The organism is Halanaerobium congolense (genome assembly GCF_004366375.1).
Classification (GTDB): domain Bacteria; phylum Bacillota; class Halanaerobiia; order Halanaerobiales; family Halanaerobiaceae; genus Halanaerobium; species Halanaerobium congolense.
In genome coordinates this window covers 20203-33929 of sequence record NZ_SOEF01000031.1, presented here as the reverse complement: position 1 = coordinate 33929, position 13727 = coordinate 20203, and the positions used below count along the sequence as shown (strand labels likewise).

The 13727-nt window shown below is 33.4% G+C and carries 12 protein-coding genes and 1 riboswitch; of the genes, 1 reads left to right on the top strand and 11 read right to left on the bottom strand.

The window, feature by feature from the left end:
* On the top strand, positions 1–263 hold a 263-nt coding region (locus C7954_RS13820; protein WP_208320689.1), incomplete at its 5' end, for a hypothetical protein.
* Positions 264–311: 48 nt separating this feature from the next.
* Here C7954_RS13820 and C7954_RS10590 read toward each other — a convergent pair.
* The 11 genes from C7954_RS10590 to C7954_RS10540 form a co-directional block, all read right to left on the bottom strand.
* On the bottom strand, positions 312–1157 hold the full coding sequence (locus C7954_RS10590; protein WP_073160765.1) for a MetQ/NlpA family ABC transporter substrate-binding protein: 846 nt from the start codon (positions 1155–1157) through the stop codon (positions 312–314).
* 122 nt (positions 1158–1279) lie between these two features.
* On the bottom strand, positions 1280–1954 hold the full coding sequence (locus C7954_RS10585; RefSeq protein ID WP_073160767.1) for a methionine ABC transporter permease: 675 nt from the start codon (positions 1952–1954) through the stop codon (positions 1280–1282).
* Positions 1947–2969 (bottom strand): methionine ABC transporter ATP-binding protein, encoded by a 1023-nt coding sequence (locus tag C7954_RS10580; protein WP_134059965.1) that lies wholly within the window; start codon positions 2967–2969, stop codon positions 1947–1949. Before C7954_RS10580 ends, C7954_RS10585 begins: the two co-directional genes overlap by 8 nt.
* An 88-nt stretch (positions 2970–3057) precedes the next feature.
* Positions 3058–3166: riboswitch (SAM riboswitch) on the bottom strand.
* Positions 3167–3329: 163 nt separating this feature from the next.
* Positions 3330–5363 carry an ATP-dependent helicase gene (locus tag C7954_RS10575; protein WP_073160771.1) on the bottom strand — a complete coding sequence of 678 codons (2034 nt, stop codon included), beginning with the start codon at positions 5361–5363 and terminating at the stop codon, positions 3330–3332.
* A 157-nt stretch (positions 5364–5520) separates the two neighbouring features.
* The gene (locus C7954_RS10570) at positions 5521–6471 is read right to left on the bottom strand and encodes an ABC transporter substrate-binding protein (protein ID WP_134059963.1); all 951 of its coding nucleotides are present in this window, start codon (positions 6469–6471) and stop codon (positions 5521–5523) included.
* Positions 6472–6549: 78 nt separating this feature from the next.
* Entirely contained in the window at positions 6550–7266 is a 717-nt protein-coding gene (locus C7954_RS10565; RefSeq protein ID WP_134059961.1) for an ABC transporter ATP-binding protein, read from the bottom strand.
* Entirely contained in the window at positions 7232–8023 is a 792-nt protein-coding gene (locus C7954_RS10560) for an ABC transporter permease (protein WP_134059959.1), read from the bottom strand. The genes C7954_RS10565 and C7954_RS10560 overlap by 35 nt, the downstream gene beginning before the upstream one ends.
* Before the next feature lie 256 nt (positions 8024–8279).
* Positions 8280–10832, bottom strand: a complete 2553-nt coding sequence (locus tag C7954_RS10555; RefSeq protein ID WP_134059957.1) for an aconitase family protein — start codon at positions 10830–10832, stop codon at positions 8280–8282.
* A gap of 46 nt (positions 10833–10878) precedes the next feature.
* Complete coding sequence (locus tag C7954_RS10550; RefSeq protein WP_073160775.1) at positions 10879–11886, bottom strand: isocitrate/isopropylmalate dehydrogenase family protein; 1008 nt, start codon at positions 11884–11886, stop codon at positions 10879–10881.
* A gap of 37 nt (positions 11887–11923) precedes the next feature.
* Positions 11924–12790 carry a PHP domain-containing protein gene (locus C7954_RS10545; RefSeq protein WP_073160777.1) on the bottom strand — a complete coding sequence of 289 codons (867 nt, stop codon included), beginning with the start codon at positions 12788–12790 and terminating at the stop codon, positions 11924–11926.
* A gap of 164 nt (positions 12791–12954) precedes the next feature.
* Positions 12955–13713: a YdcF family protein gene (locus C7954_RS10540; protein WP_089655959.1), complete on the bottom strand. Its 759-nt coding sequence runs from the start codon at positions 13711–13713 to the stop codon at positions 12955–12957.
* Between the last annotated feature and the right edge of the window lie 14 nt (positions 13714–13727).

Below are 13727 nucleotides of genomic sequence, written 5' to 3'. Positions count from 1 at the left end.
TTATATTTTTTAAGAAATATTTAATTGCATTAAAAGATATCGGCATTCATCCAGAGGGCAAGCCCATCTGGTTTTCTGTCGATAAAATCTATAACCTACATATTATTATAAAATTTATTTTTATATTAAATAATGAACAAAATGGCCTTCGGACAATCTGTAATACAGTAAGGTTAAATTTTGTTGATAGCGGAAATTATGAAACTATAAATATTATCCACAACAAACCATTAGGTATAATTTCCTGGCTAATAAAAAAGTGATCCCTAACAAAGCAGATCACTTTTCTAAACTATTTTTTATCTATCCAATTAAAAAATGTAATCACCGCTTTTTTTGGTTCCTTTTAATTTCTCACTATCTACAGGTACAAAAGCAGGAACTACCGCGCCTTCATATTCTTCAATTATAAATTCTTTTACTTTCTTAGAATTAATTACCCTTCTTAAAATCTTAATTTTTTCACTATCCACATTTTCAGCCTTCACAGCAACAACATTTACATATGGTGAGTCACTGCCCTCGATAATTAGAGCATCCTCTAAAGGATTTAAATCAGCTTCAAGTGCATAGTTTGTATTAATTACTGCAGCAGCAACATCAGGTAGTACTCGAGGCAGCTGTGCTGCTTCTAATTCTTCAAATTTAAGATTTTTTGGATTTTCTATAATATCAATTGGGGTTGCACTTAAATTTGTTGGATCATCTAAAGTAATAATTCCCTTATTATGAAGCAAGAGTAAAGCTCTACCTTCATTTGATGGATCATTTGGTACAGCAATTGAAGCACCCTCAGGGATTTCCTCCAGATTTGTATATTCTTCAGAATATAATGCAATAGGCTCAATGTGTACTTTAATGACTGACTTCAGATTCAAATCACGATCAGAATTAAATTGATTTAAATAAGGAATATGCTGAAAATAATTGGCATCAATACTGCCGTCATCTAAAGCTAAATTTGGAGTTACATAATCTGTAAATTCTACTATATCTAATTCAATTCCCTCTGCTGCTAAATCATCTTTTATAAATTCTAATATTTCTGCATGAGGTACAGGTGTAGCTCCAACCTTAAGCACATGATCATCAGCCTGAACAGCACCAGCAAATAAGAAAGTCACAAGAACAAAAATTAAAATTGATTTTTTTAACATTATTATCTCTCCTCTTCTACTTGTTTGATTTTTATTAAATTAATCCTGACTTTATTTTTTGTCAGAAATAATTACAATCTTTTTTATCATATTTCAAACTAAAAATTAAAAATAGTAATTATTTAACTCCTATGGTCAAAAAATGAAGCAATCTGGTTACCAAAAAACTGAATAAACTGGACCATTATCACCAAAACGACTATTGTTTCAACCATAATAGGCAGCTGAAAACGCTGGTATCCATAGCGGATAGCGATATCGCCGAGACCACCCCCACCAATTGCCCCTGCCATTGCAGAATAACTAACTAAACTAATAGCAGTCAGTGTTAAACCTAGGATAATTGCCGGCAGTGATTCAGGCAGTAAAACCTTAAATACAATCTGCATCGGACTGGCTCCCATTGATTGTGCAGATTCTACAACTCCATGATCAATTTCTAAAATTGCATTATCTGTAACTCTTCCCATAAAGGGAATAGCTGCCAATGATAATGGCACAACTGCAGCATTCGTACCAATCGAGGTTCCTACAATCATCCTGGTCAAAGGAATTACAGCGACCATTAAAATAATAAATGGGATTGAACGACCGATATTAATTATTCCATCTAAAATAAAATTAAAAGGTTTATTAGGTAGTATATGTCCTGGCCTAGTGATGGTGGTTAAAACTCCCAATGGTATTCCACCCACTATAGCAAAAAACAAAGACATTGCTACCATATATAAAGTTTCTAATAAGCCGCTAAGCATTAAATCATTATAGCGGGCTAAATCTGTAATGAAATTAAACATCCTCTAACACCTCAACTCTTAAATCTTTACTTCTCAAATAGGATATACTTTCTTCAATGTTTGTTAACTGGCCTTCTAAATCTAAAACCAGAGTTCCAAATGGCACACCCTGAATTTCATCAATATTACCATATAATATGTTAGCATCTACTGAATAATGTTTTACTAGATCAGAAATATGGGGGTCATTAGTAGTTTCTCCTACAAAAGAAACCCGAATTAATTCTCCAGGTCTTTCTGCTTTTACATGTTTAATAATTCTTTCTGGTAAGTCAAAATCAATAACCGAGCTAATAAATTTTTTAGTTAGTGACTGTTGGGGTCTAGAAAAAATATCGATTATTTTCCCTTCCTCAATTATTTTTCCTGATTCTAAAACAGCTACTCGATCACAAATATCTTTAATTACACCCATCTCATGAGTAATTAAAATAATTGTTAAATTCATTTCATCCCTAATTTTACCCAAAAGTTCTAAAACAGCTTTGGTACTTTCTGGATCTAAAGAAGATGTTGCTTCATCAGATAATAATAGATCAGGATTATTTGCTAAGGCTCTAGCGATACCAACTCTTTGCTTCTGGCCGCCGGATAATTGAGCCGGATAATGATCCGCCCTATCTGATAAACCAACAAGTTCAATTAATTCTTTTGCCTTTTTTCTTCTTTCCTTTTTCTTAACCCCAGCAATTTCTAAAGGAAAAGCAACATTTCCCACTACTGTACGGGATGACAAAAGATTAAAATGCTGAAAAATCATCCCAATTTTTTGTCTTGCAGTCCTTAAATTTTGTGAGCTTAATTCAGTCAAATCAGTTCCATTAATATTAATAGTTCCTGCAGTTGGTTTTTCTAAAAGATTAAGCATTCGAATCAAAGTACTTTTACCGGCTCCACTTGGTCCTATCATTCCAAATATCTCACCATCAGCAACTTCCAGGTTTAAACCGTTAATTGCTTCTACTTTACCCTGAGCTACATGATAGTGTTTAGTTAAATTCTCAATTTTTATCAATAGTTATCACCCTCTAAAATAATAAAACTGCTCCAAATATCAAGAACAGTTAGAAATGAAAAAAATCCTCATGAGAGGATTCAATTACCTCTCATCTATCATTCCTTGCTGGAATGCTGGAATTAGCACCTTACTAAAGATTTTAAGTAGGTTGCCGGGTATCTTAGGGCCAGTCCCTCCACCGCTCTTGATGATTTTTATTTTCTTTTTAAGTTATATAAAATTCTATCACTCAATTTTAACTCTGTCAAGGATTATTTCAGCATATTGGTACCAAAGCATATTGGTACCAGGTACAAAAAGGCCTTTTTGTACCTGGTACAAGTGAAATATGATACAAATGAAATAAAACACATAGCCTTATATCACTTCTACATTTTTCCGCATTTGAATTCCTGACCCACCTTTTTTACTTTCTACACTGGTGAAATCAAGTCTTTGGTCAGGAAGCTCATATAAAAACCTAGATGGCATAATTTGTTTATACTGCCCCTGTTCATTTGAAAGTTTTTGCTTAGAAAAAGAAATAAATAATAATTTTTCTGCTCTAGTCATTGCAACATAAAATAATCTCCGCTCTTCTTCAACAGCATATTGATTTTGACCAGACTCTTTTTCTTCTAGACTCTTTAAATGTGGAAAAACTTCTTCTTCAACACCAATAATAAAAACTACTGGAAATTCTAAACCTTTAGCAGAATGTGCTGTCATGACTTTTACTTTTTCCTGATTATCTTCAGTAATATCTTTATCAGAAATTAATTTGTTAATTAATAGATAATCATAAAGCCCGCGGCCGGGATTGTTCTTTTGAAAATCAGCCATATCATCCAAAAACATATTCATATATTTCTTCCTGCCTTCAGGATCATCTAATTCAGCTAAAACATTTTTATCAAAATCTACTCTCTGATATAATTCGAAAGCTTTCTGATGCATCGGCAGGTTTTCTTCCCTTAGATCATAAATACTGTCAATAACCCGCCGTTGAAATTCAATAATATTTGCTGCTTTATTATTTCCAATTCCTTTAACTACAGTAGGACTTTCAAAGACATCTGTAATTTCCATCTGATTTTTACGTGCATATTTATTTATTTCACTCAGTAAGATTTCTCCGACTCCATGAACTTCAATTCTAAACAAACGTTTTAAAGCAAGCCGATCATTGGGGTTGACCAGCAATTTAAGATAATTAACAAAATAACGGATTTCTTGGCGGTCAAAAAAACTAACTCCTCCTACCAGTTGATGTGGAATTCTAAATTTGGGCAGCTGATTTTGCAGCTGTATAGACTGAAAATGACTGCGGCACAATATTGCAATATCACTAAGCTTATAATTATAAAAATCCACCAAATTATTTATTCTCTTGCAGACATACTTAGCCTCTACTAAGGGGCTTTCTGCACCAGCAATAAAGATAGGTGCTCCATCAGCTGCAGCCGTCCAGGCCTCCTTTTTTTTATTCTGTATATTATTGTTTATCAACTGATTTGAAGCAGAAATAATATTATTCGAACTTCTATAGTTTCTCTCAAGTTTAATTACTTCAGCTTCCGGATAATCATATTCAAATTCTAAAATGTTGCTGATATCTGCCCCTCGAAATCCATAGATGCCCTGCCAATCATCGCCCACAACAAAAATATTTTTTTGAGGTTTGGCTAATAACGAAATTAGATGGTATTGCGAATGATTAACATCCTGATACTCATCAACCTGAATATATTTAAATTGATTTTGATATTTTTTTAAAATTTCTGTATCAGCTTCTAAAAGTTCTATTGTCTTTTTTATTAAATCATTGAAATCAAAACAATTATTATTTGTTAAAACTCTTTCATATTCATTATAAACTCTGCTTACAATTTTATAAAAATGCTCTGACCACTGATTATCTTCCTGAGCATACTTTTCTGTTAAGTAATTAGGATTTACCAATTCCATCTTTGCTTTAGAGATTATATTATAAACCGTTTTAGGATCGTATTTTGTTTCTTCCAAATCAAAATCGAAAATAATATCTTCTACTATTGCAATCGAATCAGTTGTATCATAAATCAAACACCCTTCAGAGCGATCAACTTTTTTTAAGTTATCTCTCAGTATTTTTAAGCAAATACTGTGAAAAGTACCTAAATTCATCTTATTTATAATGTCTGTTCCAATTAATTTACTGATTTTAGCTTTCATATCATCTGCGGCTCTATTGGTAAATGTAACAGTTAAAATATTTTTTGGATCAACACCTGCAGCAATTAGATTTGCTGTTCTATAAGTTAAAGTTCTTGTTTTACCACTTCCTGCCCCTGCAAGTACCAGTACAGCCCCTTTTAAAGTCTGAGCCGCAAGCTTCTGTTTTTTATTTAAATCATCTAATAAATTGCTCATTATAATCTCCCTTTATTTGCATGATTTTTCTTTGAAAAAGAAAATAAAGCTGCCAGCCAATTAAAATTTCTAATCAGCAGACAGCTAATCTTTATGATGCAGCAGTTTTTAATTATATATAATTTTAACTAAAAAAACAAGCTTTGATTTAGTTAAGTTATTCTACAATTAAGCTTTCAATTTCAATTGATTCTAAAAGCATTCCATTTTCAAACAAAAAATCCTGAGTTTTTTTCAATTCAGTAATATCTGATTCTGTAATTTCAGGATTAAAGTCATACCAGGAATACATCTTTTCGACATTTTCTTTAGAAATTCCAGTTTCTTCTGCCACCATTGTAAAAGTTTCTTCCGGGTTTTCTTCCATAAACTTTAAACTTTTCTGATGAACTCTAAGGTAGCGCTCAACAACTGCAGGATGTTTATCTAAAAATTCACCACTAACAGCTATTACAATTGTTGCATCTAAGAGTCCTTCACCACTTTCAATAATATGAGCACCATTTTTTAGCGCCTGGGGTACAGCTGGTCCAGCAACCAATGCAGCATCTGCACTTCCAGCTAAAAGAGCCGAAATCCCCCTTGCAATTCCTAAATTAACAAATTCAAGATCATTTAAGTCTAAATTATTTTCTACTAGTGAAGCCAAAAGCAGTTGATGCAGTATAGTTCCTTTCGGTCCTACAACTTTTTTGCCACGAAGATCGGCAGTTGTCTGAATATCAGGATCTTTAGCCATAATATTAAAAGCTTTTGGGGCCCGACTGTAAGTCCCTATCATCTTAATATCAACTCCATTGGCCGCAGCTAAAATTAAAGAAGTCCCTCCTAAAGCATTACAAAAATCTAAAGACCCTGCAGCAACTGCCTGTGTCATCTTAGATCCCTGTGTAATCTCTGGAAAGTTTACCTCTATCCCATCTGGATTAAACTCTTTTTCAAATAATTGCTTTTCTTTTTCTACTATTGATGGCACATTTAAAGGCAGTTTAACATAAGAAATAGATACTTCTTCTAGCTTTGATGCGGAAAAAGTTGTTGGTACAGCTGAAAAAATGAACGTAATAATTAAAATAATTGTTGAGATATTTATAATTTTATTTTTCATTAAAATCATTCCCCTTTTTATTTTTTTTTAGATAAATAAAAATTTATTTTGAACACTTTTTTATAAATTTTAATATTATTAAGCTTTAAGTTCAGATAATATTTCCTCTTTTAATTCAAGGTATTTTTCTTTATCCTTCAAAAGATTAAGTTCTTTCTTTAAATTAAACTGCTCAATAATAGCTCCTGAATCCATTACCAAAACTTGATCACCTAAAAAAATCGCTTCATCAATATCATGAGTAACAAAGATTACAGTTTTATCATTTTCTGAAAATATATTTTTTAATTCCTCCTGCAGCTTATATCTATTAAAAGCATCAAGAGATCCTAATGGTTCATCCATTAAAATAAGATCTGATTCAAAAATTAATGCTCTGCCTAAAGCAGTTCTTTGAGCCATTCCTCCAGAAATTTGATCGGGATAGGCATCTTTAAATTCCTTTAAACCCAAAAGCTGCAGCTTCTCTTCAACTTTTGGCTGAATCTTATTTTTTTTCTTGTTTTTTAAGGGGAAAAGGATATTTTCTTCAACTGTTAACCAGGGCATCAGTCTCGCTTCTTGGAAAACCAGAGAACTCTTTATTTTATTTGTTCCGAAAATCTGACCTGAAGTAGCTGTTTCAAGTCCAGCTATTATTCTAAGAAAGGTACTTTTTCCACAGCCACTTTTACCAACTATGGTTGTAAAACTCCCCCCATTAATTTCTAAGTTTATATTATTTAAAGCCCTTATTTCTCGCCCTTCAATCTTATATTTTTTAGTTAAATTTTTGATTTGAATGATTGATTTCATCTTCTTTCCCTCCAGAATATATTAATTTTTGAGTAAGTTTGAAAAAAAAATAATCAATTAAATAACCAAAAATCCCAATTGTAAAAACACCGACTATTATAATATCAGGACGAGAAAGCTGTTCAGCATCAATTATCATGTAACCTATTCCAGCCGAAGCAGCGATTAATTCTGCTCCAATTAAAGAACGCCAACTGTAGCCTAAAGCTATCTGCATTCCCACAATAATTGAAGGTACAGCCTGAGGTAAAATAATTCGATAAAAACTTTCCCATTTACTCAGACCAAATATTTCTCCAACTTCTTTTAACTTTGGGTCACAGTTACTGATACCGCTAAGAGTGTTTAAAAATACAGGAAAAAATGTAGCAAGAATTATAACTGTTATTTTAGGTTTTTCCCCAATCCCTAACCACAAAATCAAAATTGGTATTAAAGCAATAGGGGGAATATGGCGAATAAATTCTAAAGTAGGTGTAATATAATCTGTCAGCCAATCATTTAAAGCAATTAAAAGTGCTAATGAAAAAGCTGCAACAAAGGTTAGGCTGAACCCTACAAATACTCTGTAAAAACTAACTAATAAATGTTTAATCAATAATCCATTTTTAAGTAAATCTAAAAAAGTTTTCAATATTCTAGCAGGAGAAGGTAGAATATATGAATTAAAAAATCCTGATTCACTTCCTAAATACCAGCAGATTAAAATAAGTAATGGCAAAATCAAAGCCTTAATCTTTTTGCTTTTTAGTTTCACTTAATCTCTCCTTTACAATTAATGAAATTTATAATTTAAGGAGCACACAATGAAATAATCCCTATCTAAACAAAGATAGGGATTATAAAGAACATTTAAGAAAGATTCTCTTAACTCAGCTCACTATTTTTAAAATAGAAAGCCTCATCTCAAGTTTCTCTTTTTTTAATCCCTTAAATCGGATTTTTAAATCCCATTTTTCAGGTTATATAATTTTCAAATGGAAATAATTGGTCCTATAATCGGTAGGTGAACGTTATTTATATAGTTTAAAATACTCTTCCTTACTTGGAATATGGCCGAGTACGGCTACACACCCTGCTACTTGAGCACTGCCAAGATAGGTTCTGGAATCAGATGGTCCGATTCGTGATTGGTAGTTACGAGTAGTTGTAGTAAAAGCTGTAGAACCTGATCCAATACGACGCTTATTACCCATACACAATCCACAGCCGGGCATAATTACTGTTGCCCCAGCATGAGTTAACTTAGCCATTGTTCCATCAACAATCAGTTCTTCATAAATATCACGAGAGGCAGGGCCCACAACCACATTAACATCCTGTGGGATTTGATGGCCGTCGATTACCTCTGCTGCCTCTTTGATACTCTTCAAATCTCCACCAACACAACTGCCAATATAAACCTCATCAATTTCTTCTCCCTGAACCTCACTTATAGGAGCCACATTATCAGGATGATGTGGCTTAGCAACTAGTGGTTCAGAAAGTTCTTCTAATGGAATTTCGATTTCTGCTGCATATTCTGCATCTGCATCAGCTTCAAATAATACAGGAGCTTCTAAATATTCTTCTATCGCTTTAATTGTGTTTTTTACAGATGGAGAAGAATCCGCATCTGGTCTAGATTTTAAATATTGTAGATTTTCTTTGATAGTTTCAATAGTTAGTTCGTCAGATGGAACTACTCCAGCTGAAGCACTTCTCTCTGCCACAGCATTTGTTAGAATATAGCGTTCATCTGAGGATAAGAATTCTAACCCTTCCATCTCAATAATCCGTCCATTATAGACATCCTTACCTACAGTTTTATCTGCATAAATTACTAAAGCAGAAACTAAGTCCCGAGCTGTAATACCAGCAGGTGGTCGACCTGTAAACTTAACTTTAACAGACTCGTCCATGGTTAAATCCTGCTTACCGTATTTCATAACTCCAGCTACAATATCTGAAGCTGCGGGAAAAGACACTCCACGTGGAGTCCTGGTATGAGAATCCCCACCAACAATTACATCAGTTGGTAAAACAAAGCGATTACCAATAGTATGAATTATACCTTCACCAGTCTGCAGACAAACTCCACCACGTTCGGTAACAAAGTCATGTAAAAACTTATGAGTATCTCTTTCTGAACTAGAAGGACATTCACCAGTGTGACATAAAGACTGTACTACAAATTCTGCACCAAAGTCACCACCAGCCATTGACTGATATTCATCCATAGTCATTGGACCGGTTGTGTCCTGAGAAAAAGCTCCTCGCATTTTAACCTGAGCTGTTTCTCCAGGTAAAATTGTATCTTTTCCATCAAGTCTATTATAAGCTACAATCTTTTGAGCCAAAGTTTGAGGTGGCTTGGAATCTTCTCTGACAACATTCTCTTCAGCTGGAGTTTTAACAGCTCCAGTTTTGATACCATTCTCTCGGCAGTAAGCAAGAGCCATAGTCTGCAGTTCATTACCTGCATCAAAATAAGTCATACCTCCGGCAGCAATTTTCTTCAGTTTATAGTCAATTGGTAATTTTATATCAAGTTCTGTACTGTCATTAACTAATATTTTTTTTGCTTCAAGCTTTACTTTGAGTTTATCTCCTTCTTCAATCTCAGATGTATCTGCTTCCAGAGGTAAAATTCCGGAGGCGACCAATGATTCTTTAAAAATAGGAGCAAAACTTTTAGCAACTACAACTCCACCTTTTTTCTTTTCTGGCTCGCCTTTTACAGGCCTACCTAAAAGCTGCTGCATAGTATAAGTAGCTGATTTTCTTGATGATCCTTCACCCAATGCCCTGCCGGCTGTAAAGAATACATTAGTTCCTTCTTCTTTAAGCTCATTTAATCTTTCCCAAAAGTTTTCTTCATCATCACGACCATCCATTACAAATTGGGCATGCCGAGGTTGATCTGTACGGCTGTTAGCATTTTTAGAAGGGCTTAAATGCCCGGTTGTAATATTATCACCAACTCGTAAAGATAAGCCCTCATATTCAGGTTTAAGTTCCCAGTTTTCAGCAAAATCTCTATAAGACCAACTTAACATTAACTCATCAATCTTCTTTTTAAAATATGAGTTTTCTGCTGCAAGTTCTACTAATTTTTCAAAATCAGATTTTGTTACTAATACCGTTTCTTTTAAAATTTCAATAATCTGATCTCTATGAATTTCTTTAGCAAATAAATCAACAAGTCTGGAGGTTGCTGCCCCACCTTTCATATCCGCCAGCAGCTTTAACGCTTTATGTGAACTTAAATATTGATTTTCTTGATCTCGAATTACGGCTTCTTTAATAATTTGAGCCAAACCTTCAGCCTTAGCATGTGAAGCAGGGAATGTCCCTCTTTTGATTTCCTGAGAAATCAAACGCAAAAGTAACTTATCAAGCCTTTCTAGCTTAAATATTTTAAATTTTTTAGATTCTAAACCATCTAATTTTAAGCCAGAAAAAAGACAATTTACTTTTTCTGCTTCTAAAGGCCTAGGATCAAGTCCATAAGCATTTTTTCTGGCCACTGCTTTTTCCTTATATTTATTTAAACAACTAAATAATTTTTCCATTTCAGCTTTCATTTACTAATCTCTCCCCTCTTATCTTAAAAATATAAGCTTATATTAATTATAATTCGGAAATAATAGCTTCTGTTATTTGATCAGTTGAGGCGCTGCCTCCTAAATCTTCAGTTAAAACTTCACCTTTATTTAAAACCAAAGCAGCAGCATTTTCAATCCTATCTGCAGCCTCTGTTTCTCCAAGATGCCTCAACATTAAAACTGAAGAAAATAAAAGAGCAATCGGATTTGCTTTGTTTTGACCAGCAATATCTGGAGCACTACCATGAACTGCTTCAAAAACTGCTATCTCGTCACCTAGATTCATTCCTGGAGCCAAACCTAAGCCTCCAATTAAACCTGCACCTAGATCCGAAACAATATCTCCATAGAGATTAGGCATAACCAGAACATCATATTGTTCCGGATACTGCACCATCTGCATGCACATATTATCTACAATCTTATCATCAAATTTAATTTCTGGATTTGTCTTTTGATATTTTTCAGCAACTTTACGGGCTTCTTCTAGAAATAAACCATCACTGAATTTTAAAATATTAGCCTTATGTACAGCTGTAACTTTTTTACGATCTTCGCGAACTGCATATTCAAAAGCTCTCTCTGTGATTTTTCGTGATGCTTTACGGGTGATTATTTTGATGCTTTCTGCCGCTTCATCACCAACATAATGTTCAATTCCTACATAAAGTCCTTCTGTATTTTCTCTGAAAACCACCATGTCAATATTTTCGTCTTTAGCAAAATTTTTGGCATGTACCTTTAAGGGCCGAACATTTGCATATAAATTCAATTCTTTTCTTATTGCAACATTAACACTACGGAAACCACTGCCGACCGGTGTTGTAATTGGTCCCTTTAAAGCTACTTTATTTTTTCTGATTGACTCAAATACTTTTTCTGGAAGTGGAGTTCCATATTTATCCATCACGCCAGCTCCCGCTTCTACCTTCTCCCATTTAATCTTTACACCTGCAGCCTCAATTATTTTAGCTACAGCCTCTGAAATTTCAGGTCCAATTCCATCTCCAGCAATCATCGTTACATTATGCATTCTCTTTACTCACTACTCCTTTTAATATTTTTAGTTATTATAGCATAGAATGGGCATGTTTTTCCAGCTGATCATATTCTTCCTGACTCATCCCTGTATCACCAGGCATAATCCCAGGAGAGTTTTCTCCATGATAATCAGAACCACCTGTAATTAAAAGGCCCAATTCTTCTGCAATTTTCTTGTATTTTTTTGTTACCTTCTGCTTATGTTTCGTTTGATAAACTTCAACACCTTTAAGACCGACATCTTTTAAACGAGAAATCTCTTTTTTATCAAGGGCTTTGCCGTGATTAATTATATGAGGATGAGCAATAACTGGTATTCCACCAGCCTTTAAAATTACTTCTATTGCCTCAGCTGGTAAAACATTTTTCTTTTCGACATAAGCTTTTCCCCCACCTGCAATAAATTCTTCAGTAAAAGCTTCACCAATTTCATTAATATAACCCTTTTCGATCATTGCTCTTGCTACATGTGGTCTACCCAGGCTAACTCCTGTAGCATATTTTTTTACATCTTTAAAATCTAAAGGGTAACCCATTTCAGTTAATTTTTCGATCATTTTATGAGTTCTTTCTACTCTGGAATCTAAAATTGTCTCTGTTAATCCAAGTAAAGCATCATTTTCTGGATCAACAAAATAACCTAAAATATGATATTCTGCTTCTCCTCTATAAGTAGAAATCTCTATTCCTGAAATAACTTTTAATCCTTTTTCATTCCCTAACTGCTGCATTTTTTTAACATTTGTTACATTATCATGATCAGTAACCGCAATTATCTCCAAACCTAAATCTATACATGTATCTACTAGTTCTGCTGGAGTTGAAGCTCCATCAGATGCAGTTGTATGCATATGAAGATCAATTTTCTTTTTTTTACTAAACATATCTTTAGCCATAAACTATCAAGCCCCTTAAGAGTAATTTTTAACATAAATTTACTTAAAAAGAGATTATAATACTCACTACTCTTTAATTTATAAATACTCTCTCTAAGATACATTTATAGTTTATCAGAAAATGTTTAAAATAACACTAAATATTATAGATTAATCAAATTAATTTAAATTCGACCACGTATATAGTACCAGGCAAGACCAATCCATTCGTGCAGTGCCGATAAATTTGCGTTTAAAGCGCCTCGGTTTGGCAAATAATCTAACCAACTAAATTGATGATCATAGATAAATCCTGAATGAACTATTAAAAAATCAATATTTTGAGCTTTAAAAACTGCTGCTGAACGCAAAATATGATAAGCAGAAGTTACCAAATATACTTTTTCTATTTCATTGTCCTCAATCCATCTTTTTAAATAAGCAGCATTTTCAAAGGTTGTTTGAGCCTGATTTTCACTAATATAATAGCTTTTATCCATTCCAATTGAAGTTAAAAAATCTGCTGCAGCATCAGCCTCCGAAATTATTTGTTGACCGATGGCAACCCCCCCTGAATAAATTAAAGGAGTTTTTAATTTACGATGCAGTTGATATCCCTTTACTAATCGCTGTAGGCTGTGGACAGAAGGTTTGGCTTTATCAGAAGAATAATAATTCACTCCACCACCAAGAACAACAATTGGATGTTTGGCAAAGGCGGTAACTGAATTTCTTTCAGCATAATTTTCTAAAGGATGAAGTAAAAGCTGAACACCAAAAGCAGTTGACATAAAAAAACAAAATAATAAGGCCAAAACAGCAATAATTTTAATTGTAATTGATTCTGATTTTTTGAATAAATAAAGAGCCAATATTAAAAATAAAAAAACAAAAAGACCTGGCGGCATAATTAAAGAAGCAATAATTTTTTCTAAAGCTAACATAAAATCCTCCTTAA

Coding starts and splice junctions, on each gene's coding strand:
- C7954_RS10590 (WP_073160765.1), bottom strand. CDS start 1,157: ATGTTAAAAAAATCAATTTTAATTTTTGTTCTTGTGACTTTCTTATTT.
- C7954_RS10585 (WP_073160767.1), bottom strand. CDS start 1,954: ATGTTTAATTTCATTACAGATTTAGCCCGCTATAATGATTTAATGCTT.
- C7954_RS10575 (WP_073160771.1), bottom strand. CDS start 5,363: ATGAGCAATTTATTAGATGATTTAAATAAAAAACAGAAGCTTGCGGCT.
- C7954_RS10570 (WP_134059963.1), bottom strand. CDS start 6,471: ATGAAAAATAAAATTATAAATATCTCAACAATTATTTTAATTATTACG.
- C7954_RS10565 (WP_134059961.1), bottom strand. CDS start 7,266: ATGAAATCAATCATTCAAATCAAAAATTTAACTAAAAAATATAAGATT.
- C7954_RS10555 (WP_134059957.1), bottom strand. CDS start 10,832: ATGAAAGCTGAAATGGAAAAATTATTTAGTTGTTTAAATAAATATAAG.
- C7954_RS10550 (WP_073160775.1), bottom strand. CDS start 11,886: ATGCATAATGTAACGATGATTGCTGGAGATGGAATTGGACCTGAAATT.
- C7954_RS10545 (WP_073160777.1), bottom strand. CDS start 12,790: ATGGCTAAAGATATGTTTAGTAAAAAAAAGAAAATTGATCTTCATATG.
- C7954_RS10540 (WP_089655959.1), bottom strand. CDS start 13,713: ATGTTAGCTTTAGAAAAAATTATTGCTTCTTTAATTATGCCGCCAGGT.